This window comes from Pullulanibacillus sp. KACC 23026, from assembly GCF_029094525.1.
Taxonomy (GTDB): Bacteria; Bacillota; Bacilli; order Bacillales; family Sporolactobacillaceae; genus KACC-23026.
This window is the reverse complement of sequence record NZ_CP119107.1, coordinates 2,263,212-2,287,680: the sequence shown is the minus strand read 5'-3', so window position 1 is coordinate 2,287,680 and position 24,469 is coordinate 2,263,212. Positions and strand designations below refer to the sequence as shown.

Below are 24,469 nucleotides of genomic sequence, written 5' to 3'. Positions count from 1 at the left end.
TATAAGCTTGCCTCCAATTCTCACAGAGTGAAGGAATAGGAGGCCAACCTTACAAGGAAAATCTCTTGCTTTATTGCGAGTTTAGGTTCTCTTCATGTATGCTCTGACCGTAATAGGTGCAAAGATCGCAACAATTATCACAGCGCCGATAAGCGATACGGTCAGGTCCCAGCCGACGTTTCCTTTATTGGTTAAATCGCGCACGGCTGAAACGAGATGTGAAACCGGATTAATTTTAACAAACCATTGCAGCCAATCTGGCATCGTATCAACAGGGACATAAGCATTTGACAAAAAGGTGAGCGGGAATAAAATGATCATGGAGATCCCTTGAACACTTGATGCTGTTCTCGCAATCACCCCGAAGAAGGCAAATATCCAACTCATCGCCCATGAACAAACAATGACAAGTAATGCCGCAAGAGCGACATGCTCCAAGCCACCATCTGGTCGATAGCCCAAGATATAACCCATCGCAAACGTCAGAATCGTTGCAATGGTGTATCGAACAGTATCGGCTAACAAAGCACCTGCAAGTGGAGCAATTCTCGCGATTGGCAGCGATTTGAAGCGGTCAAACACCCCTTTATCCATATCCTCACGCAATTGGACCCCTGTTACAACGGAGGTGGTAATGACGGTCTGTACAAGAATACCCGGGATGATAACAGGTAAATAGTTGTGGACATTACCTGAAATTGCACCGCCAAAAATATAAGTAAACATCAGTGTAAAGATAATGGGCTGAAACGTTACATCGAACAATTGTTCAGGTGTTCGGCGAATTTTTATCAGCCCGCGATAAGCCATGGTTAGTGAGTTTCTTACAGTCTGAGCAAAACTAGTATGATTTTTTAAAGGACGTTTGTAAGCTGTTTCTTTCATTCTCCTGCCTCCTGAGCGCGATTGGGAGCTTCATCTGTCTTTCTCTGATGTCTCTCTTCCTCATCTCCCGTAATAGTTAAAAAGACTTCATCAAGTGTTGGCTTCTGAACACTGAGCTCGACAAGAGGAATTCCTTTTTCTCTCAGCGCAATTAATAGATCTGTTACGATTTCCGCATTGGTCAGAGAGGCTGTTATTTTTCTAGCCTCTGACGTTAAGCTCGTTTGAACATTTAGAATGCGTTCAATGGTTTGTCTTGCCTCTGGGATATCCTTCTCTTCAAGTGTTTTCAAATGTAAAGAAGACGTTCCAACCGATGCCTTCAGTTCATCAACGGTGCCCTCTGCTACGACCTGTCCGTGATCGATGACCGCAACTCGATCGGCAAGTTCATCAGCTTCTTGCAAATATTGAGTGGTTAAGAGTACCGTCGAGCCCATGTTGATTAAACGGCGAATAGTATCCCACATTTGATTGCGAGTACGAGGATCTAGCCCCGTTGTCGGTTCATCAAGAAAAATAAGCGGAGGTTGGGCGATTAGACTGGCAGCCAGATCCAGTCTGCGACGCATTCCTCCAGAGAACTTTTTCAATGGGCGCTTAGCTGCTTCCGTTAGACCAAATTCTTCAAGCAAATCAGAGGCTTTTTGTCGAGCTTGCTTTCGGCTCAGTCCAAGCAACCGAGAAAAAACAATCAGGTTTTCGGTGGCGCTTAACGATTCATCAACCGATGCATACTGGCCTGTCACCCCAATTAATTGTCTTACAATCTGAGATTCTTTATGAACATCATACCCAAAAATTTTAGCCGATCCTTTATCTGCTTTGAGTAAAGTTGCAAGCATCCTAATGGTGGTTGTTTTACCGGCACCATTTGGGCCAAGCACGCCATAAATGCTTCCAGATTTCACCTTTAAATCCACGCCATCAACAGCCCGATTCTCCCCGAATTGTTTAACAAGGCCGTGTGCTTCAACGGCGTATTCTTCATCTTTTAACTTATAAGAAACCATTGATTCCATAGTCATTCCTCCTCAGTAAATACCATGTACAAAAGTCGGGATGTCCCGATGATTCAAAATTTCTTTTTATCTCAAATCCACCCAGATCCCTTTTCTAACATGATCATAATCCTGAAATGTGAACGGCATATGAACAAACGAAAAAAAAACAAGGGACTGCGAGTTTGCAGTCCCTTGTTAACCTGTATTAATAAACGATTACCGGTTCGTTTTGTTCCAAATTATCATAAACCGATTTCATGACACTTGGCGGGGTATTCACGCATCCACCCGACCCATATTTTATATAGGCATCGCTCGACCAATTGGTTCGCCAGCTTGCATCGTGAAAGCCGACACCGCCCAAGGTAAAGGGTGCCCAATAATTGACATGGACAGAATAATTCGAATTGCCCACTTCACTTCCCTTGAGGGTCGAAGGAGATTGTTTGTATTCGATATACCAGACCCCTTTAGGCGTATCTTCATTATAAATATGCGTTCCGGTCACAACATTTGTTGAAACCTTTAATTTTCCATCTTTATATACCCAAATGTGCTGATCCTTAATCGACACTTCAACATAAGTATCGCCAATACCATGATTAGTTGTGACATGGTATCCAACGCCTACGGTACTCCAACCCTTCCCATAAACATTATAGGCAAGAATTGAGGATTCCTTTTTCATAAAGGCCTCTTCAATGCGCTTGGCTTCCGCATCCACATTAAGTGCCCAGCCATAAGTTCCACCTTCTACTTGAATAACAGAACCTGAGTGTGTTTTAAATGTATAACCTTTATCCAGCGTAGATTGTGAAGCATTGATGCCGTCAAGTTTAGTCTTAATATTAGTTGGGTCAATGACTAATTTTCCCTCTTTAGAAACGGTAGCAGATAAGTCACTCCCTTTGAAGGTGTAAACTTTGTCCTGCACTTTATACGAAACCGTTTGTTTAGCTAAATCTGCTAGCTGTTGTTTTTCTTTTTTAATGACAGGACTATTTTTACCAACTGGCTTTAAATAAAGCCGATTGAGTCGGACAACACTGTTATAGGCTTGTTTCTCGTAGGCCTTTAACATTCCGTTAACATCATATTGATTCCCCGGAACACTTTTGGTGACGACTATTTTCCCTTGTTCCAATTGAGCAGATGCGTCCTTTGGTGCCTGCAAACCTTTATTCATGGCAAGCAGTTTTTTCTTTAGATCCGCTTCCATCGTTTTTATTTGTTCACTGTTTATCTTTTTAGGCTTTAACGAATAACGGATTGGTTTGGATGAAGGAAAGAAGGTTCTTTGCTCCTTTAACAGAGCTTTAACACCTGACATATCGTCTGAAGTGAATCCCATATTTGTGTCTTTTCCATCATAGACTTTTTGATCCCCAATATAGACAGTATTCTTAGAGACCGCTGACTCCAGCGTATCTAAAGCTTTACTTGCTGTCATTCCACCTACATTGGTTCCGTTTATCAAGACATTTGAGTTGAAATGGGTCATTTGAAAATAACTTAAACCCGCTAAAACAATAATGACAAGTAAAACAAAACTTCCTGAAACCACAAAAACCCCTTTTTTCATAACTCTCATTCACCCCGGTACGGATTTAATTGTTTCAAAGATTAACAGTCTTATTGGCCACCGCTATTTATCTAGTCGAACTGAACCAACCTGCAAACTTCTAACGAAAGGGTGGTCAATTGAATAAAGATAGATGAGAGGCTCGAACGTCTAACTTATTAGATGATCCATTTCTGTTTTGCTGAACATCTCAAACAAACGGTTGATACGATCATAAGCCTACAGTTATTAGACGGAAAACACCTTTAAAACGTTTCAATTATATTTCGTTTCTTACAATAGTATTAAAAAATCCCCATTAAATGAACACCACTTTATAAATTTAATTTATCTAAAAATTTAGATGAAAGCATTTTGCTAACTGTTGCATGAACCGATTTGAGTTCTGTTTTTGCTCCTCATCCTATCATACTTGGCTTAAAACTAGCATACTATTTAGTAGAAAATCAAAAAGGAGATCGTACAAATGGGTCGTGTTGATAGGCTTTATAAGAAAAAAAACATTTTTAACGAACTCTTTGGAAGCCTTTGCTTTGAAGTTGAAACCTCTTACTATGACGCGAGCGGTGACTATCTTTGCTTTTATGTCATCGTAAAAAGTAAAATTGATTTCATAAATGAAGAAATCATTGCGACTGTCACGTCTATTAAAGGGAACATTAATAGAAAAATAGAACGTTTTTTCAAAGCAAATATCCCGCCTCAAAAGGTGAATAAACAGTGCCAAATAACCCTTCTTCAAGAAGACGCTTCGGAAATCCTCTTTTCTGACGACTGGAATCTTATGTACCCTGACCTTTTGATGGATGCCATGGAAGAGACCCTTCGAACGATAAAAGTAAGGGATGAACATGGCTATCCGATCTACCTGCCCCTCAAAATAAGAGACATTTATTTAGAGGAATAGGTCACACGCCCCTCCAGACTATCATCCTATTCCTTAGTTTATTTTTCTATTTTACTACTAATTTCAGCTCAGTGGTATCTTCTTGAAATTATTTGATTTATTTTCCAAAAGTTTAGGTTATTGGTTTACAGAATCCTTGTACTCCCAATTTATACAGGGAGACGCTTCTCGATCAGTCATTTATTCCGTTAGTCGAGCAAAAATGAGGTTACTGGAAATCTAACGGACATGGAGTCCATTAGAAGGGCAAATTGACCCATGTGAGAGGCAAAATGTGTCTGTAACGGACTGAGTGTCCGTTACAATCGCGTAACAGGTCCCCGGCATGGTCTAACGGACACCGAGTCCATTTGACCTTTTCCATTTAAAAAAAAGCATTAGTCAAATGGTCAAATAAAAAAAAAAGAACCTTTATAGGCTCTCTTCAGGACATTATAGATTTATTTTCTTAAAAAAATCGGCTCCTTTTTCAACAAACGTTCCTTCATCCACACATGAACTTCTGAGAAAAAGGTGTCAATGGAATGGGTGTTAAATGCAAAAGCTCGCAGCACGAGTCCGCCCTCCGGTAAAAGGGAAGAACCAAATCGAACGTTCGAATCCAGTTCATCCACGAAAACGTCCAGCCTTTCCTTCAACTTCCGATCAATCCAATCGTGAAAAATTAGAAAAGTTCCGAAGTGAGAATAGCCTTCTAATTCCAAGATCCCTGTGAACGCTTCATTAGGTTCGAGAAATAAATGGTCAAACAGCACTAGCTTCTCATTTTTATAAACTCGCAGTCTCGATCGAATCCAATCATAGCGAAACAAGCGCCCATCCTCGGCCCAGCCTGGTGTTAAAATGTCTTTGTAGAATAGACAAGTCCCCTCTCTCAAGGACACATTCGTCTCTTGGATAAATTTAGCTCCCTCGTAGGCGATCAATGGGTCTGGCAAATACTCTAATGTACTGTTTGGCTTTAAATGAATGATGACCTGCTGATGAACGGGGTGATTAGGCGTCCGATAGACTTTAGTATAAGATTGTGTGGTTAAGGTTAATTCAGCTTCTTCACCTACCTCAATCTCGGTTAAATAGCGATCTCCATCGACATATCCGCCGCCCACATGCATCAGGTAAACCGTTAATTGCTCATCTTCTAGATAAACAGGACGAGTGACTTTAAAAGCCCCCTTATAATAGCAAGAAGAGACGATGGAACGCTCACTCTTTTTAATAGTCGAAAGCTGCAAGTGTCCCGCTAAAGTCATGATCCTAATCCAGCCAGAAGTGCTTCCTGTTTGATCCATTTTACAACATCGAACAGGCCTTTCTCCTCTTTAAGATTGGTGAAAATAAACGGCTTATTCCCTCGAGCGACTAATGTATCCCGTTCCATCACTTCAAGGCTTGCACCAACATATGGGGCTAAATCTGTTTTGTTAATAATAAAAAGATCGGATTTGATCATCCCTTGGCCGCCTTTACGCGGAATTTTCTCTCCTTGGGCAACATCGATAATATAAATAGAAAAATCTACGAGCTCAGGGCTAAAGGTCGCCGCTAGGTTGTCCCCGCCGCTTTCGACAAAAATGAGCTGGACGTCCGGATGGCGTTCCTTTAATTCATCTATCGCTGCAAAATTCATCGAGGCATCCTCTCGTATAGCGGTATGTGGACAGCCTCCCGTCTCAACACCAATGACTCGGTCTTCAGGTAAGATACCATTTTTAATTAAAAATTGCGCATCTTCCTTTGTATATATATCGTTGGTAACAACAGCCATGCTGATCTCTTGATACATCGCTCTCGTTAATTTTTCAACAAGCATTGTTTTCCCAGCCCCAACCGGACCGCCAACACCAATACATATCGGTTCCATTTACCACTCCTCCTCCTCTTAAATCATTTACCCATCAAGACATGAAAAGACGGACGGTTAACCGTTCATGATTCATTTGCGCCATTTCTAAGCCAGGACTGACAGCTCCAAATTCTTCACGACTGGCTCTATTTATAAGTTTCAGGGCATGATTAATCTCCTCTTGCATATTAACGAGGATTTTTTGCCCATCGGTCTGCCCTAACGGAATGCCTCGGACAGCATTTTGAACAAGAGATGACACACTTGAATAGAGATAAGCCTGAAGCGTTTCACGAATTGAAATGTTTAAATCGTGACAGACCAAGGCAAAAACAATTGACGAATGACCGTAAGCCTCCTTCTTTTTAATCGCCTCAACATACTCCTCCAACTCATTAGAGGGATAAAGTTCAAGGCACAGCTTAGCTAACCGCTCTCCTATTCGGCGATTGCCAAGACGCGTTTCCTCAGCCAGGTTAGAGGCATACAAATAATGGTCCCATTTAAACACCTCGGAAAAGCAGCCGGCATCTAAACTTTCATAGGCCAATCGACAGGCAAGTCCTTCTACATAAGTAAGCTGCTTGCAACAATACCTTTTTAAAGCAGATAGTAAGGTTAATGGATCTGAAATCTTTCCTTCTTGTATGTAGGTCTCAAAACCAAAGGAATGAGAAAACGTACCAGATGGGAAGTTCGAATCGCATAATTGAAGCAATGGATAGAGTCCATTAATCATGGTGATGGCCTATATGTTGAAAGGCCTGCTTCACCTTTCTTTTCTCTCTTTTAAAAGGAACAGCTAATTGCTCTAACAATTCTTCCACAAGATAATCATATTGAACCAGCATATCCCTGCCTTCAAATTGAGCCGGCAAATGCCGGTTACCAAGCTGATGGGCAATCTCTCCCATCTGCTGTATAGAGGTTGGTTGAATGACGAGAAGGTCATCTTCCATCACTGAAATCACAATCATATTACGTTCATCAAGGTACAAAACATCCCCATCTCGGAGCTTTGCTTGATCCTTTAATCGGATCCCAAGCTCCTTTCCGTGATCTGTTACGACTCGCTGAATCCGTTTAAGGAGGGCATCGCTTTCAAGAAACACGCGCTCAATATGAAGTGCTCTCTTATCTAATGTCTCAATATTTCCTATCACTTCTTCAATAATCATCTGATTCACCTCAAAATAAAAAGTAACGTTGTGCCATTGGAAGAACTTCCGCTGGCTCACAGGTAACTAAAATCCCATCCACCTTTACCTCATAGGTTTGCGGGTCTACTTCGATTGAAGGTGTTTCTCCATTAAAAATCATCTCTTTTTTTGTAAGGTTTCGAGTTCCGGATATTGGTTTCACCAGTTTTTTTAAACCTAATTGTTGATGAACACCTCTTTCAAAAGCTATCTTAGAGACAAAGGTGATGGCTGTTGAATTCTTAGCGTTTCCAAACGTACCAAACATGGGACGGTAAATCACCGGCTGCGGTGTTGGAATACTTGCATTCGGGTCACCCATTAGACTGTAGGCGATAAAGCCGCCTTTTATAACAAGGTTTGGCTTGACGCCAAAGAAGGCAGGGTCCCAAAGAACAAGATCGGCTAGTTTTCCAACTTCAATCGAACCGACATGTTCAGAAATCCCATGAGTGAGAGCAGGGTTAATCGTGTATTTTGCAATATAGCGTTTAACACGTGCATTATCCCCTCCGCCTTTATCCTTTTCATAAGCGCCTCGCTGCTTTTTCATTTTGTCAGCCGTCTGCCAGGTACGGGTGATCACCTCACCGACTCGCCCCATAGCTTGCGAATCAGACGAAATCATGCTGAAAACACCTAAATCATGAAGGACGTCCTCTGCCGCAATGGTTTCTTTACGAATTCTTGAATCAGCAAAGGCCAAATCCTCTGGTACACCTGGATCTAAATGGTGGCAAACCATCAGCATATCCAGATGTTCTTCTAAAGTATTGACTGTATATGGACGTGTCGGATTCGTGGAGGAAGGGAGAATATTAGGCAGACTCGCTGCTTTAATAATATCCGGAGCATGTCCGCCGCCAGCTCCTTCTGTATGATATGTATGAATCGTTCGTCCATCAATTGCGTTCAGAGTATGCTCCACAAAACCGCCTTCATTTAGAGTATCCGTATGGATGGCAACCTGAACATCATAGCGATCGGCAACTTTTAAGGCGGTATCAATGGCCGATGCGGTCGTTCCCCAATCCTCATGAAGCTTGAGCCCGATCGCGCCAGATTCAATTTGTTCTTCAAGAGCGGCTTCATTTGAGGCATTGCCTTTTCCCAGAAAACCTAAATTAACCGGAAATTCTTCTGCCGCTTCCAGCATGCGATGCATGTTCCATTCACCAGGGGTACAAGTTGTCGCATTCGTTCCAGTAGCTGGGCCGGTCCCACCACCAATCATAGTGGTAATTCCGGAGGTGATCGCCGTCTCAATCTGTTGTGGTGAGATAAAATGGATGTGCGCATCGATTCCACCAGCTGTCACGATCATGCCTTCTGCTGCTACAATCTCTGTAGAGGCGCCAATCACCATATCAACTTGATCCATTATCAAAGGATTGCCGGCTTTTCCGATTGAAGCAATCAATCCCTCTTTTATCCCGATATCGGCTTTATATATGCCTGTATAGTCAACAATAAGGGCATTTGTTAAGACAAGATCCATCGCTTCCTTTCGTGTCGCAAGCGGATGTTGTCCCATCCCATCTCGAATGACTTTACCGCCGCCAAACTTGACCTCATCACCATAAGTCGTGCAATCCTTCTCTACTTCAATAAAAAGTTCAGTATCAGCTAAACGAACTTTGTCGCCTACTGTCGGTCCAAACATATCCGCATATTGCCGGCGCGACATCTGAAAGCTCATGACTCTTCCTCCCTAACAACCGATCCGTTCGTCCTATTATTGAGACCATAAACTTTTCTCTCACCTGAAAAGAGAACTAAGGGAACTTCTTTTTCATCACCTGGTTCAAAACGAACAGCTGTGCCCGCTGGAATATCCAAATGCCGGCCAAAAGCCCGATCTCTTTCAAAATGGAGGGCATGATTGACTTCATAAAAATGGAAATGTGAACCTATTTGAATAGGGCGATCCCCTTTGTTCATCACGGTTACAGCGATGGCTTCTTTTCCTTGATTACAACTAATAGGGGCTTTCTTCAGTCGATACTCACCTGGTATCATGCTTGTCCTCCTTTAACGAATCGGGTCGTGAACCGTCACAAGCTTCGTTCCATCTGGAAACGTCGCTTCGACCTGAATATCAGGAATCATTTCTGGAATGCCTTCCATCACGTCATCTCTCGTCAAAATCATTGTCCCATCATGCATTAATTCAGCAACGGTCTTTCCGTCTCGCGCTCCTTCTAATACTTCATAAGTGATAATGGCAATCGCTTCTGGATAATTCAATTTCAATCCTCTCGCTTGGCGACGGCGCGCTAAGTCTGCCGCCACAACCACCATCAGCTTCTCCATCTCTCGTGACGTCAGTTTCAGAGGTCGTCCCTCCTTCTTAAAATTAAGCTCTTCCTTTTTACTGTATCTAGTAGATAATAGAATGATTGATTTGATGATTTTAGAACATCAATATGGATTCATTATACCTAAAGTGTCTGAATGTTTCTTTTTGTTTGTGAGATTATCTGACATACATGCCTGATCTCCTAAGTAGAAATGGCTAATTGACCGTTCCCCGTTATATATATTTAGAATCCATTCATATTCCGTTCACAAAGCTATTTTATCTTTATTAAGAAGGCTCATTAGTTCACTCAATCAAACGGTCGCTTTTCTAAATAGAAAATGTCCGTTATTCTATTAAAGAAAAGATGGACCTCTTTATGAGTCATCTGTTAACACTACTTTTAAAATTAACATTAAAGGCAGGTTAGATTGAAATGACCACTTTATTAGTTGTGGATGATGATCCGCATATTCGCGAGTTGATCCGCGTCATTTTGTCTCATGAAGGCTTATCCGTTCTTGAGGCAGCAGACGGAAAGGCGGGGCTCCAACTCATTGAATCTGAAAAAATTGACTTAATGATTCTTGATATTATGATGCCAAACATGGATGGCTGGGAGCTTTGCAGAGAAGTACGAGCTTATTATTCGGAGGCCCTTCCCATTCTCATGCTGACAGCAAAAGGCGAAACCAAACAAAAAGTTAAGGGCTTTGATTTGGGTGCAGATGATTACATGGTAAAGCCCTTCGCTCCAGAAGAATTGGTAGCTCGAGTGAAGGCTTTGCTTAAGCGATCACAAATCAATTTGGCCAATAAAATTGAATTCAACCAAATGGTCATCGATCGCGCTTCCTATAAAGTCTCATCCAACGATCAAGAATGGACACTTCCTTTAAAAGAATTTGAACTTTTATTTAAGCTTGCCTCTCATCCTGATAAAACCTTTTCGCGGGAGCAGTTGATTGAGGATATATGGGGATATGATTATGAGGGTGATGAGCGTACAGTAGATGTCCATATTAAACGTTTAAGGGAACGTTTCTCCGACCCTAATTGTCCCTTTAAGATTACAACTGTAAGAGGGCTTGGTTATCGTCTAGAGGTGACGGGATGAAGTTCCCTGAATGGGTCAAGCGGGTATTTGGAATTGCAGCCATTTTATCAGGACTATTTCTTGCTTGGCTGATCGCACCTTATATTTCTTCTTGGTTTTATGGGTTAATCGACTTCAAACCATCCTCTTATGCTTTAAGGCAAATGATTGATTCCTTTTTAGGCTTTTTCATTTTCGGGATTTCGATGTACACGATTGCTAAAGTCGGTCGCATAGAGGAACGACAGCAGCGATTTCTTCACCCCTTCCTCAATGCGATGAAAATGATGGCTGAAGGGAATTTTAATATTGACCTTTCTTATTATAAAAATCATGTTAACTCTCCTCGCCATCCTTATTACAAGATTATTGAGAGCATTAACCATACGGCTGAACAGCTTGGTGAGATGGAGCAGATGCGCCAAGAGTTTATTTCGAATGTCTCACATGAAATTCAATCACCGCTTACATCAATCAGCGGATTTGCTCACGCCTTAAAAAATAATCAGCTTTCTTCCGAGGAAAAACATCATTATTTGACCATCATTGAAACCGAATGCCAACGCCTGTCAAAGTTGAGTGAAAATCTATTAAAGCTGACCTCTCTTGAATCGGACCACCCTTTCGAAAAAGCGCGTTATCGATTAGACCGACAGCTTCGGCAAGTTATCCTTTCATGTGAACCGCAATGGACAAAGAAACATATTGATCTAGACGTCAGACTTGAGAACATAACCGTAAACGCTGATGAGGAATTAATGAATCAAGTGTGGATTAACCTTATTCATAACAGCATTAAATTCACACCTGAACATGGAATCATTAAGGTGCAATTGCAAGAAAAAGAGGATGTGATAGAAGTATCTATAAAAGACAGCGGGATTGGCATGAACATGGAGGAAGTGACCCATATGTTTGAACGCTTCTATAAGGCTGATCGATCTAGAAATCGAAATATAGAAGGAAATGGCTTAGGGCTTTCGATTGTCAGAAAGATATTGGATCTGCATGACGCTCGAGTTCAAGTTAAAAGTGAACCCAGCCAAGGGACCGAAGTGATCATTAAACTCGCGAAAGAATAGCCACGATCGAATAATGAAGGGAACCGCTAAAAATGACGGTTCCCTTTCCTCGTTAATTTTTGTTTTTAATAAGCTTCTCCTTATGTAACACATAGTTGGCTGCCTCAACATATTCGCTTACAGCCCGTTTACTGATTTCGGCATTCGGGGCAATTCCTTCAAATCCATGATAACAGCCTGGATAGAGATGGAATTCGACATCGACTCCTGCTCGAGCAAGGCGAGTGACATAATCAAGGGTCTCATCACGGAATGGGTCCAATTGTCCAACACATGTATACGTAAAAGGAAGGCCTGAGAGGTCGTCTGCCCGAGCCGGTGCTGCATGATAAGAAACATGGTCCGTCCCATTTGCTCCATTCAAATACATAGACCAACCTTTTTCATTCAGATCGTGATTCCAAATATAATTACCTGTAATTTCCAAACTGGATGGTGTATTGTTTCGATCATCGATCATTGGATAAAGCGGCATCTGGAAACAGAGCTCTGGCCCATTATGATCACGGGCATAGAGAGCAAGTGCTGCTGTCAGTCCGCCCCCTGCACTGGCACCTGCTACACCGATTCGGGTAGGATCAACCCCTAGCTCTGAGGCGTTTTCTGAGAACCATTTAAGTGCGGCATAGCAATCCTCAAGGCCAGAGGGATACGGATGCTCAGGTGCTAATCGATAATCAACCGATACAACCACGCATTTTGCATCTGTTACAAAGCGCTGGCACAGCCCATCATCTCCTTCAGGTGAGCCGATTACATAACCCCCACCGTGAATCCATAATAGTCCTGGTAAGGTTTCCGTCTTTTCTTTTGGCTCATAAATTCGAACCCGAACCATTGGAGCCTTTTCAGGACCTGGAATCTGACGGTCGGCAATAGAAACTCTCTCATCAACAGGAATTTCTGAAGCCTTAATCATTTCCATTCCGGCTTCTCTTACCATCTCAAATTGATCAAGGTCTAGTGGAGGGAACTGCTCTAAAACCTCTCTTAACTCAGGATTCACTCGTTCTTTCATCTTTAGCGCACACCCCTTCTTTTTATATTTACCCCTAGATGTAGACGCTTACAAAATTACACCAATAATTATTAGGCCAATCACCGCCTTACATTTTAATTTTTTAACTTTACAGATATTATAAACTTCCACAGATTTATAGGCAATTAGTTGTCTTTAACATGAAGCACAAGGTCCTCTAATCAGATCTCACACAATCCCCTTCTGCTTACAATAACGGATTGCTTCAGCCCTGTTTTTGACACCGATTTTTAGATAGAGATTCGAAATATAATTTTTGACGATTCCTTCTGTCAGAAATAAGGCTTGTGCAATTTCAACGTTTGTCAGATTTTGACCAATGCGGCTTAAAATTTCTAAATCACGATGAGTTAATGTCTCTTGATCAACTGACCATTTATCTTGTTTCGTTTGGGCTGCCCATCCATTTTGATCCCTTAGGTTTGCTTTAAATTGGATTTCAGGTGCAAACTTTCTCCATTCATCTGTCCATTTGCTTAGCAGAAATTGATTGGAGTGGATGAGCCGGATCGCCTCTAATAGTTGCTTTGGAGGCACTTCTTTTAATAAACAAAGAGAGGCTCCGGCATGAATAGCGTCTAATATCCACTCATCATGATCAAAGGTTGTAAGGACAATCACTTTGGTCTTTGGATACATTGAATGGATAGACTTGGTCGCGGTCACGCCATCCATGTCTGGCATCCTTAGATCCATGAGAACAACATCGACCTTGTTTTCTTTGATGGCATCTACCGTCTGACGCCCTGTCTCCGTTTTCCAAGCTATCTCTAAATCAGCCTCAAGACCCTTAGCAATGGCCAGACTTTCTCGCATCAACGCTTGGTCCTCTGCTATACCTATTGTAATCATTTTTAAGAACTCCTTTATTCTTAATTCAAAGAGGAATCGTTAATTGAATCGCTGTTCCCCCAAGATTTGACCTTTCTATGGTTATCCTGCTCCCTCTTGACCGACAGCTTCTGCAACATCAAGCACCCGAATAACTGCGGTCCAATACTGCCCCATTGTATCATGAAGTTCATAACTCATTCGAATACGTTCACGAGTAGAAGCAAACTCCTCCCGTTCCATAGATAGGGCTAGACGTTTTCATCTTGGTCTGCCATTCTGATTCAAAGTGTTCTGATGGCCTGGTCATGTATTTCCACCATCATAGGTGCGAGTATGCTCGGTGTTTTGAACGTTTTCATCACCTATCAAACTCGCAGTCTTATTTGGAATACGCTAATCACCTTTGTCCTTTTTCAGTAACTCGAATAAGCGGAGATTTTCCGGTTAAACAGCCAAATTGAGCTCGAGTGCGGGTAGATAAGCGGAAGTTTTCCGCTTAAGCAAGTCAAAAGGACTCCGATCCACACTTTATAGAGTCAATAGGCGGAATCTCTCCGCCTATTTAAGCTATTTTCAGTGCGATTTTCTAATTAAGAGAATTTTCTCCGCTTATTTATCATATCCGCTTCCAAGGTTAATGACAAAAGCTTGGGAACAACCCCAAGCTTTTGTCACCTAATTATATTGTTAGACCACTTAGATTTTCTCTCGGGTTTTGGAACGACTTATTCAAGGCATCTCCCTTTAATTCACAAATTAATTGGATTCGAGCTGTCTTTTTTCTGCTAAGAGAGCCAAGTAACGCTCTTCAAGCGCCTTGTACTCGTCATCTTTCTTTTTCGAAAGCGCTAACTTAGCTAGTAGTTCTGATAGCTTTGTATCCATTAAAAGCTTTTCGGCTTCCCGGTCTTGTTTGGAAGGCTGATTATCACGGTTCCTTTCAAACCGTTTAATTTGTTTGCCTTCAAATACAAGCTGTTTGTTCGTTAATTTGTTTAAGAAATACCGGTCATGGGAGACAACTATCATGGTTCCAGAAAAACTTAGCAGCGTCTCTTCCAATTGCTCACGATTCCTTAAGTCCAAATGATTGGTGGGTTCATCTAAAATCAAGACATCCACTTGCTGCAGGAGCAAACGCGCAAGCTTAACCTTTGTCCGTTCGCCGAGACTGAGAGTCCCAATTCTTTGTTGAGGCTGCTCGGTGTCAAAGCCCATGTGCATGAGGAGTGTCCGAGCTGCTTCACGTCCATGCTTCAAATCCCTGCCTGCCAAAAAATCAAGTGGGAACAAGGAATCATCTAAATCGAGAACATCCTGACTCAAGTAACCAACCTTGGCAGTGGGACTGATCCAAATTGAACCGGTATCTGGTTCTTCCAATCCAAGTAAAAGGCGGAGCAAGGTCGTCTTCCCGCATCCATTTACACCCACAAGTCCTACTCGTTCCCCACTCTTGATATAAAAAGAAGCTTGCTCAAACAGTAATCGCTCACCTTTGGTTTTAGTTAAACCAGACACCTCTATCAAACGATGTCCCCTTTTACCGCTTTCTTGAAATTGATAGAAAATCGATTCTTCGTCCTCAGGTCTTGTTAACCCATTATTCTTCAACTTTTCCAAACGTTTAATTCGTGATTTCACTTGTTTATCCATTTTCTTAGCTTTGGCACGGTAAAACTCCTTACCGCCAAACTTCATACCGGTCTGAATAGCCACCTGCCGCGCTTCGGTATGGGCTTTATTCGACCAGCCTTTAAGCCTACCAATCTCTGCTTCTAACTTTTGCTCCTGTTTCAGTTTAAGTTCATACGCTTTGACCCGTTTCTCATATCTTTTCTTCTTCTCAAGGCGATAGTCAGAATAATGGCCAACGTATTCTGTACAGACAGAATGGTCTAATTCCAGTATTTTTGTAACCACTTGATCGAGAAAATAACGGTCATGGGATATGATAAGGGCTGCCCCTGTAAAAGCAGATAAAGATTTTATGAGCCACTCAATGCCTTGCTGATCAAGATGATTCGTGGGCTCATCTAAAATAAGGAGTTCAGTCTCTGCCTCCCACATTGCAGATAAGGCCAGTTTGGTCCGTTCTCCACCGCTAGAGCCCGCTTGAAAAGTTGTACTTGTTTTCAGTCCCAACTCACTCATCATCTGAAGCTTCTTTTTTAAACGGTCTTCATCTTCAAAACCAACCGAGGTATTAACTATCATGTCTTCAGTGCTCTGCGCTAAATAACCGATTTTTTCAGGCTTAATTAAACTTCCTCGATCCTGAATGTCTTCCCCCATAAGAATACGGGCAAGTGTCGACTTACCTGCACCATTAACGCCAACGAGACCCACCTTTTCTCCTCGATTGATGGTAAAACTAATCTCTTTTAAAACAAGTTTATCCTTATACGATTTACTGATTTTTTCACATTTCAATAGGGTCATTCGGAAGCCTCCTCATTTGAGTCATTACACGTCAAAAAAGTGGGTCTTCGATTAACCATCCAATATACAATTGCATCAAAAAAACCTCTCTAGAGACAGAGAGGATTAGTCAAATTCCATTATCAAACCAAAATAAACCTATCGATAGAAAAGGTTATTGGCTGCGCGGACCCATTTAATAAAAATGGGCAGACTAATCCTATAAGAAAAAAAGGCAATCCATATATTGGATGACTTAATCTTAAAGGTTAGTATCAATCATGATCCAACGCACCGTACCTTTCCCGATTTTTAACTTACACAAACTATTATAGAGAAAAATCTTAATATTATCAACAATCCGCGAGCCTAATATCTAATCCTGGGATCTTATTTTATTAGGCTGTTTCTTGATTAACTAAACACTTCGATAGTAAATTTAAACTATTAGAATGAAACACACTGGATATCGGGGGGATCTAAATGAATCATGCTTTAGTTATTGGAGGAACTGGTATGTTAGCTGACGTGTCATTGTGGTTGGTGGACCAAGGTTATCACGTTTCAGTTATAGGGAGAAGTTTGAACAAAATGGAAAAACTTCTTCAGAGAGAATCTGAACACCTCTCTCCATTATTAGTAGATTATAGGGACTCGAAAGAATTGCACCAAAAAATTAACGAAACCATTCAGGAAAACGGTCCGATTAACCTTGTGGTGGCATGGATTCATTCCAATGCTCCAAATGCTTTATCCATTATTAGTGAGGAACTCTCTTTAATAGGAATTGAGTGGAAATTATTTCACATAGTGGGAAGCAAAGCTGCACTAGAACAAATAAAGCAACCAACTAAAATCTATAAGAACGGTCATTACTATCAAGTTCAGCTTGGTTTTGTTCTTGAAGGAAACCATTCAAGATGGTTAACCAATGAAGAGATTGCGAGTGGCGTGAAGGATGCAATCAAAGAAGAAAAGCCGGTTTACACTGTAGGTGTCCTCGAACCGCATGAAAGGCGCCCCTAATTTTAAATTAGCGACGCCTTATCAATCGTTTTATCATCGCAGAACCTAATAAATAAAGGTTCTTTTCTAAAAGATTGTTGCTAGTTGATAAAAAATAGGTGGAAATAGGCGAGACTCCCGCGGGAATAGCAATCCAGGTGAGACCCCGCAGGCGTATTTTGCCGAGGAGGCTCACGGATTGCCCGAGGAAAGCGAGCTTATTGGAGCCTAAAAAAACAACAAAGTTTACGAAAACAGCCTAAATAGAAAAATCTCTCATTATTTGAGAGAGATTTTTCACTAACCTCCAATCAAGAACCTAAAAACAAATCCAAAATATTGGACGCTGTAGAGGATTGTTTATTGTAAAACTCGGAATACCCGCATTTCTTACAATAAACAACTGTGAACTGATTACTTTGGATATCAAACATCTTGGATAATCCAGTGCCTGTCATCGCCACATCCTTCTGGCCAATATCCTGACTGCCGCATTTAATACATCCCTGATTCGCCATGAACCTCGACTCCCTTCTCATACCTTTTCTTATATTACGAATCAGTGGGAAGATCGTTTCATTTATTTTAAAAAATCCCACTATTAACTCTTCAGTTACCGCCAATAGATGATCCCCATTTTCAAATGAAAACGACCAGATTCTCTAATAAATTGACACAAAATCTCTCATTTATTGAAACGAAATTTGTCGAATACACGTATAATAGATTATTAGATAAAGAAACAGCCATCATTTTCATTCCTATTTTTAATGAGCTAAAAAAGGCTGTTCAAAGGAGGAACCTATTATTTTGAGAGAAAGAAAACTTTCCAAAAGAGATCTAAAATATATTGCCCAGCAGCTTCAGAGCTCTCAATCAGAAACAGCAACAACACTCGCGATACAACCTAAACGAATGGTTAATCCTTTTAGATGGATGGCTTTAGCGAAGACATGGTTCATTGCGTTAAGTGTATGTGTGATTCTTGCAATTATCCTTTTCTTTGTTTGGCATATCCAAGCGAGCAAGCAAGCGACACTAAAAAGCGGGACAGCCGTTCTAAGCATCCAAAAGCTTGCCACATTAGCCACTGCCCAGGAGCAAGTTAAAACCATTCTATCTAAAGAAGATAATAAATTATTTGGAAAGAACATCTCATTTAATCTTCCTGGAACGAAACGAACTGTTTTCTTAGTGGTTCCGGCAACCGTGACAGCAGGCGTTGATTTACAGCATGTCTCTAAGAATGATGTGGCTATTGATGAGAAAAACAAATCGATTCAGATTACGCTGCCGCATGCTACAATCTTAGAGGATCCAGCTGTTGACTTTAAAAATGTCCAAACTTATTCAAGTGAAGGCATTTTTCGAAATGACGTGAAAGCGGATGAAGAGGTTCAGCTTGAAGACCTCGCCTCTCAAAAAATTAAAAAAGAAGCCATTCAATCCGGGATACTAACAATCGCAGAAACGAATGCACAAACTACCCTACAGGATTTCTTTAAAAATTTGGGATATCAAGTTAAAATTAATTACAAATAATTTGGGCGCAAAAAAAAACCTGTCTTCAATTTTCAGAAGACAGGTTTTTAAATTATACAATTGGCTTCATGGTGTTCTTTAAGACTGATACTGAATGCCCAAACTTTTCTTGTTCCTCAGGAGTAAGATCCAATTCGATGATCTCTCGGACTCCTGACCGGTTCACAATAGCGGGTACCCCGATATACACATCTCGTTCACCATATTGACCTTCCAAGTAAGCTGAAACTGTCAGGAGGCTGTTCTCATTAAAGAGAATGGCTTTGGTAATGCGCACGAGAGACATCCCAATTCCATAAAAAGTGGCCCCTTTTCGGTTAATAATGTTGTAAGCCGCATCTCGGACATTGACAAATACTTCTTCTAAAGCATCCTTCGTTACCTCTTTTTTATCCTCAAGAGATTGAATACCGATGGTCGCATGACTCCAAACTGGAAGCTCCGTATCCCCATGCTCACCAATGATGACAGCATGAACATTACGTGTATCTACCTTTATTAATTGACTGACCTCATATCGAAGCCTGGAAGAATCTAATACCGTCCCTGAACCGATCACTCGTTCTTTCGGAAGCCCTGATTCCTTCCATGTCACATAGGTTAGGATATCCACTGGATTCGTGGCAACGAGAAAAATCCCGTTAAACCCACTGTCCATGATCTGTTTCACAATATCTTTGAAAATCTTTGTATTCTTCTCCACTAATTGAAGACGCGTTTCACCTGGTTTTTGAGGTAATCCAGCGGTAATCACGACCAGATCTGCCTCCTTGCAATCCTCATAAGAACCATTCCAGACACGAACGGGTTTAGGCGCAAACGGCATGCCATGATTCAGATCCATGGCTTCACCTTCTGCCTTTCTGGTATTGAAATCAACCAGGACCAACTCTTCTGTAACCCCTTGATTAATAAGAGAATAGGCGAAACTGCATCCAACCGCACCTGTTCCGATTATAACAACACGGTTCACTTTTTCGTTCATCAGTCTAATCCCCTTTAGCAGAAGTGACATGTAAACTATTAAATATCATGAGTATTTCCAACTTCACTTTAACAAATCAATCAGAAAAAAAGTGTGAAGAAACTCACACTTTATAAGGTTCCGCTTATATTAAGTTTCTCACTAGTTAGTTCTTCTGACCAATGAGGGGGCGCAAGTCAAACAGAACAAGTAGCAAGATCTAAATCCTTTATCGGTTTACTCCAATAATAACCTTGTTCATAGTAAATCCCCATGTCCTTATAGGCTTTCGATTGTTCGCCCGTTTCAATCCCTTCAATGATTAACTTTATGCCCTCAGCTCTGACCCAAGCAGCAATTGAAGACATTAAGAATTGGCTTTCTGGATGAATGGACAGGGTATTAACCCATTCTCGATCCAACTTCAACCAATTGGGCTTTGTCTCAATCAATCGAATGAGATCTTGCTCCCCGTTACCAAAATCATCTTGAGCTAACTCAACCAATGGAAATTCTTTTTGAATGTCCTTCCATTGCTTGCGTTCAATCGTGTGGACATCGCGTTCTAAAATTTCAAGGACACATATTGTGGTTGGATGCTGGCTGAAGAAGCGGGTTAACCACTCTTTTAATCGTTTCTGATCTTTAAAGGTTTCCGCATAAATATTCACAAATAGCCGTGTCTCTTCTGGCCAGGCTATCGTCTTAAGCTTGTCTAATAAACTCTCTAAGCAATCCCAATCAACATTAATTCGAAAATTAAAACTCTCAGCAATCTTAAAAAAGGTATCTGGCATGACATCGACCTCTCCCCACCTTGGTCGAGCGAGCGCCTCATAACCCATTGTAGAATGGGCATTCACATCAATAATCGGTTGGAAAGCCCAATCAATGTCGCCATGCCATTTATAGTTATAATCGGTTGGAATGGGAGAAGGTGGAAACTTAGCTTGTGTTAATTCTTGAACCAACCCCCAATAACCAATGATTTGTCCTGAAAGTTTAATCGGAAAGAGCTCTGAAATCTCCCACCACTCATTACCGTCTTCTCTCCGATTTAATAAACAACCACTCCATGGCAAACCATTAGATAGATGAGACCACATGTTTGAATACACAGCTGGAGGTGTCTTCATAGCACTATTCATACCCGGCTTATTTCCTAATAATTCGGCTAACGACTTTCCTACAAGAAATTCATAGGCGTTGTTTGCGAAAAGAATCCGTCCTGTTTTATCCGTTAAGACAAACGGATAGTGTGCATCACTCCACAGAGATTGGGCAATATTTTTCAGCCAATATAAATGAGGATCCTCATCTCCTCTAAATGACTTGGTTCGAGTTGTCGTGTCTGAATCGGATAATTCACAGATCCGATTTTTACCGAGTCTCTTTGCCTCTAATAAAGCAAAATCCGCGTCGTTAGCTCTCTCTTGAGTGAACTCTCCAAAGGTCCATCCCATCGAGACACCGATCTTTAATTCCGTTTCATCTGGAGTCACTTTATAAGGGGTTTGTGTCGCAAGAACATGCAATCTTTCGACGATCGCCTTAGCAGCACCGATTTCCTTCATAGGCAGCCAAAGTTGATATTCATCCCCGCCAAAACGAGCAATGGTATCGCACGTTCTTAAGCCGTGACTGATCCTTTTAACAAATTCGATTAAAACTTGATCGCCTGCTTCATGTCCCCATGTATCATTAATCCACTTAAAATTATCTAAATCACAAAAGACAATAATTCCCTTATCGTCTCCTCTCGACCTGCTGGACTCAAGCCATGCTTGTAGGCCGCGTCGTGTAAGCGCATTGGTAAGAGAATCATATAAAACAGCCTCACTCGTGTCCTTCACTTGTTTTTCGTGTAAGGAACGATAGGTGACATATAATCCAGACATAACAGCAGTCATTAAAGTCACCGCGAGGCAATCCAAGCGAAAATGATAGACGAAGCCCGTTAGTAACTCCATCACTGCACTTAACATAAGACTCCAAACAATCCCTATTAACCTATTCTTTTTTGTAAGAATAAAGGTCGTTATAAGCATGAAAAGAATAAGAAAAAAAGCACTCTCCCATGTATAAGCAGTCATTCCGTATTGGTAAAGGTCCATTCCTAAAAGGGATAGTAAAAGAGATAGTCCAAAACCAACAGGCTCCAAAGGTTTTGATTTCAGAACAAAAGTCATCACATATAATATTCCCATGACCCCAACCGATAGGCTAAAGTGCAAGAAAGTAGCGTCAATCGCGAGTCCAACAGGAAGACTTACAATCATAAACCAAGTGGATAAATTAGGGAGAAGCCGTTCAATGGCTAATTGCGCAAACTCACGAGTTGAGAAAATTTGAGCACATACAAGCCAAGTTTGACCCATTAAATTTATAAAAATAGTTAGCATGTAATCACGTCCGATATATATAGTCAATCAATAATTGAGTTTCTTACAAGACACCCTCTATGTCACTTACTTGTTTCTAACGCTAACCCTTGGTGTACTTAAAATTTTTTTACGAAAGGTTGTTTTCGTAAACTTTGTTGTTTTTTTAGGCTCCAATAAGCTCGCTTTCCGCGGGCAATCCGTGAGCCTCCTCGGCATAATTCGCCTGCGGGGTCTCACCTGGATTGCTATTCCCGCAGGAGTCTCGCCTATTTCCACCTATTTTTTATTAAATAGCAACAATCTTTTAGAAAAGAGCCTTACAAAAAAAGCCACCTATAAAAGATCTCCCTATATCTATTTAAAGATTTAATGGCCTGTTATTCTATGATAATTGTCACATTTAACAGAGAGAGTACGTAACTGTAATAATGTTGTAGCGAATCGGTTTCATAGCGCGAGCTTTTTGTTTCATGCAAAAAGAGCCCAAAGCTTAATCGCTTTGAACTCTGCGTCACTCCAGCTCTGCTCCTAATCCTTTAGTATTGAGTGAGCAAATGCCTCTATTGTCGTGGAATTTTTAACATAAATTCGCGGTAATTCATAAGGATTATAGTGTTGCTTGTTCACATACCCAGGATCAGTGGTCAATCCGAATTGATAATAAGTCTTCATCACCTTAATGACCGTTTCATTGTAGCCGCCATATGGGTAGGATAAAGCCAAAACCGGTTTACTGGTAATGCCTTCTATGACTTTTTTAGAATGCCCCAGTTCATAGGTTAAATTATGAATCTTGGTCAAATCCGGGTGATCAGAGGTGTGCGATTGTACGGAAAAATAACCGGAGTCGGAAAGAGTTCGCAAATCCTCTTTTGTTAATCGATTCGGTCTTCCTATAAAATCGGCAATGACAAAAAGGGTCGCTTTCGGGTTAAACGAGTTGTCTTTCAACTTTTTAAATATCGACAAGACTATTTCATTATTTTTATAACCATCATCTAAGGTTATGAATATAGGTTTTTGAACATGATTCAACTGATCCCAGTCCTCGAATGTGAGAAGCGTATACCCATGAGTCTTGAGATAGATCATTTGCCTTTCAAAATGATCAGGTGTGACAAATAACTCACGATCTCCATGGCCTTTATAGGTGTCAATGGAATGGTACACTAAAATCGGGACAGGTGTTTCTGCCAAAGCTGAATAAGGGTGTTGAAATATCAGGATCACGAGGACTATAAGAATGGCTGCGAGCGGTCGTTTGACAATCAAAGGGAGACCTCCATCAAGACTTCATCCATTGGAATTGGCAATTACCGAATAAAAACAAGTTTCCATACTAGTCGAACCCTTTTTAGATTTCCCTAAAAGAAGTCAGCCATTCTTCAAGACCCCCTATTTTCCAAAACGCTTTCGGTACCCACATTTTCGACAGAGTTCTTCTACCGCCACACGTCGAGAGAATCCCTCCACAAGGTTTTGAGCACGCTCCCCTTCGATAATCTCAGAGAAAGAGGTTTCATTGATATTACCAAGGTTGATCACACCTTCCCCATCCAAACAACAAGGGACAACAGTTCCATTCGTCAAGATCCCGGCCTGGTTTCGCAAACCATAGCAAAATCCTTTCCCATCATCCTCTTCTTCGTGTAGGGCTGGCCATTTAAATTCGTATTCTTGATTAATAAAAATTCTTTCAGCAAGCTTAATTCCATGCCTTGGAGAGAGCCGTTCTTCAATGTTAAAATCGAGATTAAATTCCTTTTCAATGATCTCTAATATTTGCCGATTACGCTTGCGTTCCAGATTCGTTTGGTCATCCTGTGTCAAATTCCATAATCTAAAAGAAACAATGAGTTCAGACTCTTTAGTGGCTTCTTTGACAAATTCTAAGATCGATCGAACATAGTCTTCTCTTTCCTCAAAATGAGGGTGTTGTCCCGAATGTCCATCAAAGCTATGAAGGGAAAAATTCAGCTGCCTCAATGCCGGTTTATTTAATAACTGGTGCTTCCGTTTAGCCAACAGAGTCCCATTCGTTGTAATATTTACTTTAAAACCTTTTTCATGGCTGACATCAAGCAGTTGATCTATTTTCGGATGGAGAAGCGGTTCTCCCTTAACATGCAGATTAATAAAGTCCGTATGAGGTTTAATTTGATCCAATCGCTTTGAAAAATCCTCAACTGAAATAAATTGTCTCATTCGCTCAGTCGGTGGACAAAATGAGCAGGCTAGATTACACACACTTGTAATTTCCAAGTAAAATTTCTTAAACTTTTTCAAACCTCTTACCTCACTTCTTATTTAAACGCTAAAATTTTGCAATCGAATCCTGCAAGTCATGAATTCATGATCGTCTCCTATCTTATTACAGCAT

General features: G+C 41.1%; 24 protein-coding genes. 5 read left to right on the top strand and 19 right to left on the bottom strand.

Annotated features, from left to right (window positions below; translation table 11 throughout):
- Positions 1 to 81: 81 nt before the first annotated feature.
- The 3 genes from PU629_RS10740 to PU629_RS10730 form a co-directional block, all read right to left on the bottom strand.
- Positions 82 to 885, bottom strand: a complete 804-nt coding sequence (locus PU629_RS10740; RefSeq protein ID WP_275284246.1) for an ABC transporter permease — start codon at positions 883 to 885, stop codon at positions 82 to 84.
- On the bottom strand, positions 882 to 1,907 hold the full coding sequence (locus PU629_RS10735) for an ATP-binding cassette domain-containing protein (protein ID WP_481900490.1): 1,026 nt from the start codon (positions 1,905 to 1,907) through the stop codon (positions 882 to 884). The genes PU629_RS10740 and PU629_RS10735 overlap by 4 nt, the downstream gene beginning before the upstream one ends.
- Positions 1,908 to 2,094: 187 nt before the next feature.
- Entirely contained in the window at positions 2,095 to 3,471 is a 1,377-nt protein-coding gene (locus PU629_RS10730) for a L,D-transpeptidase family protein (protein ID WP_275284245.1), read from the bottom strand.
- A gap of 466 nt (positions 3,472 to 3,937) precedes the next feature.
- Here PU629_RS10730 and PU629_RS10725 point away from each other — a divergent pair, with 466 nt between their 5' ends.
- A complete protein-coding gene (locus PU629_RS10725; RefSeq protein WP_275284244.1) occupies positions 3,938 to 4,378 on the top strand; it encodes a hypothetical protein in 441 nt (146 codons plus the stop codon).
- Between the two features lie 440 nt (positions 4,379 to 4,818).
- On the opposite strand, the gene PU629_RS10720 is transcribed toward PU629_RS10725, so the two are convergent.
- Genes PU629_RS10720 through PU629_RS10690 form a run of 7 tightly spaced genes read right to left on the bottom strand, consistent with a single transcriptional unit; the run spans position 4,819 to position 9,757 of the window.
- Positions 4,819 to 5,631, bottom strand: coding sequence for an urease accessory protein UreD (locus PU629_RS10720; protein WP_275284243.1), 813 nt, complete (start codon positions 5,629 to 5,631; stop codon positions 4,819 to 4,821).
- On the bottom strand, positions 5,628 to 6,242 hold the full coding sequence (gene ureG / locus PU629_RS10715) for an urease accessory protein UreG (RefSeq protein ID WP_275284242.1): 615 nt from the start codon (positions 6,240 to 6,242) through the stop codon (positions 5,628 to 5,630). Before ureG ends, PU629_RS10720 begins: the two co-directional genes overlap by 4 nt.
- Positions 6,243 to 6,276: 34 nt before the next feature.
- The gene (locus tag PU629_RS10710) at positions 6,277 to 6,963 is read right to left on the bottom strand and encodes an urease accessory protein UreF (RefSeq protein WP_275284241.1); all 687 of its coding nucleotides are present in this window, start codon (positions 6,961 to 6,963) and stop codon (positions 6,277 to 6,279) included.
- A complete protein-coding gene (gene ureE, locus PU629_RS10705) occupies positions 6,956 to 7,402 on the bottom strand; it encodes an urease accessory protein UreE (RefSeq protein WP_275284240.1) in 447 nt (148 codons plus the stop codon). Before ureE ends, PU629_RS10710 begins: the two co-directional genes overlap by 8 nt.
- A 10-nt stretch (positions 7,403 to 7,412) precedes the next feature.
- Positions 7,413 to 9,122 (bottom strand): urease subunit alpha, encoded by a 1,710-nt coding sequence (gene ureC / locus PU629_RS10700; RefSeq protein WP_275284239.1) that lies wholly within the window; start codon positions 9,120 to 9,122, stop codon positions 7,413 to 7,415.
- Entirely contained in the window at positions 9,119 to 9,442 is a 324-nt protein-coding gene (locus PU629_RS10695; RefSeq protein ID WP_275284238.1) for an urease subunit beta, read from the bottom strand. The genes ureC and PU629_RS10695 overlap by 4 nt, the downstream gene beginning before the upstream one ends.
- 12 nt (positions 9,443 to 9,454) lie before the next feature.
- On the bottom strand, positions 9,455 to 9,757 hold the full coding sequence (locus PU629_RS10690; RefSeq protein WP_275284396.1) for an urease subunit gamma: 303 nt from the start codon (positions 9,755 to 9,757) through the stop codon (positions 9,455 to 9,457).
- Positions 9,758 to 10,158: 401 nt separating this feature from the next.
- Between PU629_RS10690 and PU629_RS10685 the strand changes: the two genes are divergently transcribed.
- Together PU629_RS10685 and PU629_RS10680 are read left to right on the top strand one after the other, a co-directional pair.
- Complete coding sequence (locus tag PU629_RS10685; RefSeq protein WP_275284237.1) at positions 10,159 to 10,839, top strand: response regulator transcription factor; 681 nt, start codon at positions 10,159 to 10,161, stop codon at positions 10,837 to 10,839.
- Entirely contained in the window at positions 10,836 to 11,900 is a 1,065-nt protein-coding gene (locus PU629_RS10680; protein ID WP_275284236.1) for a sensor histidine kinase, read from the top strand. Before PU629_RS10685 ends, PU629_RS10680 begins: the two co-directional genes overlap by 4 nt.
- A gap of 52 nt (positions 11,901 to 11,952) precedes the next feature.
- On the opposite strand, the gene PU629_RS10675 is transcribed toward PU629_RS10680, so the two are convergent.
- The 4 genes from PU629_RS10675 to abc-f form a co-directional block, all read right to left on the bottom strand.
- Complete coding sequence (locus tag PU629_RS10675) at positions 11,953 to 12,918, bottom strand: alpha/beta hydrolase (RefSeq protein ID WP_275284235.1); 966 nt, start codon at positions 12,916 to 12,918, stop codon at positions 11,953 to 11,955.
- Between the two features lie 189 nt (positions 12,919 to 13,107).
- Positions 13,108 to 13,791, bottom strand: a complete 684-nt coding sequence (locus PU629_RS10670; RefSeq protein WP_275284234.1) for a response regulator transcription factor — start codon at positions 13,789 to 13,791, stop codon at positions 13,108 to 13,110.
- An 81-nt stretch (positions 13,792 to 13,872) separates the two neighbouring features.
- Complete coding sequence (locus tag PU629_RS10665) at positions 13,873 to 13,971, bottom strand: hypothetical protein (protein ID WP_275284233.1); 99 nt, start codon at positions 13,969 to 13,971, stop codon at positions 13,873 to 13,875.
- A 558-nt stretch (positions 13,972 to 14,529) separates the two neighbouring features.
- Positions 14,530 to 16,215, bottom strand: coding sequence for a ribosomal protection-like ABC-F family protein (abc-f, locus tag PU629_RS10660; RefSeq protein ID WP_275284232.1), 1,686 nt, complete (start codon positions 16,213 to 16,215; stop codon positions 14,530 to 14,532).
- Positions 16,216 to 16,677: 462 nt separating this feature from the next.
- Between abc-f and PU629_RS10655 the strand changes: the two genes are divergently transcribed.
- Entirely contained in the window at positions 16,678 to 17,220 is a 543-nt protein-coding gene (locus PU629_RS10655; protein ID WP_275284231.1) for a short-chain dehydrogenase, read from the top strand.
- A 290-nt stretch (positions 17,221 to 17,510) separates the two neighbouring features.
- Here the strand turns inward: PU629_RS10655 and PU629_RS10650 are convergent, their stop codons facing one another.
- A complete protein-coding gene (locus tag PU629_RS10650) occupies positions 17,511 to 17,717 on the bottom strand; it encodes a zinc ribbon domain-containing protein (protein ID WP_275284230.1) in 207 nt (68 codons plus the stop codon).
- Positions 17,718 to 18,009: 292 nt separating this feature from the next.
- On the opposite strand from PU629_RS10650, the gene PU629_RS10645 reads away from it, so the two are divergent.
- The gene (locus PU629_RS10645; protein WP_275284229.1) at positions 18,010 to 18,741 is read left to right on the top strand and encodes a DUF4230 domain-containing protein; all 732 of its coding nucleotides are present in this window, start codon (positions 18,010 to 18,012) and stop codon (positions 18,739 to 18,741) included.
- 52 nt (positions 18,742 to 18,793) lie between these two features.
- Here PU629_RS10645 and PU629_RS10640 read toward each other — a convergent pair whose 3' ends face one another.
- The 4 genes from PU629_RS10640 to PU629_RS10625 all read right to left on the bottom strand — a co-directional run bounded on the left by PU629_RS10640 (position 18,794) and on the right by PU629_RS10625 (position 24,375).
- Entirely contained in the window at positions 18,794 to 19,726 is a 933-nt protein-coding gene (locus PU629_RS10640; RefSeq protein WP_275284228.1) for an L-lactate dehydrogenase, read from the bottom strand.
- Between the two features lie 176 nt (positions 19,727 to 19,902).
- Positions 19,903 to 22,107: an EAL domain-containing protein gene (locus PU629_RS10635; protein WP_275284227.1), complete on the bottom strand. Its 2,205-nt coding sequence runs from the start codon at positions 22,105 to 22,107 to the stop codon at positions 19,903 to 19,905.
- Between the two features lie 510 nt (positions 22,108 to 22,617).
- Positions 22,618 to 23,361, bottom strand: coding sequence for a polysaccharide deacetylase family protein (locus PU629_RS10630; protein ID WP_275284226.1), 744 nt, complete (start codon positions 23,359 to 23,361; stop codon positions 22,618 to 22,620).
- A 123-nt stretch (positions 23,362 to 23,484) separates the two neighbouring features.
- Positions 23,485 to 24,375, bottom strand: coding sequence for a radical SAM/SPASM domain-containing protein (locus tag PU629_RS10625; protein WP_275284225.1), 891 nt, complete (start codon positions 24,373 to 24,375; stop codon positions 23,485 to 23,487).
- Positions 24,376 to 24,469 lie beyond the last annotated feature (94 nt).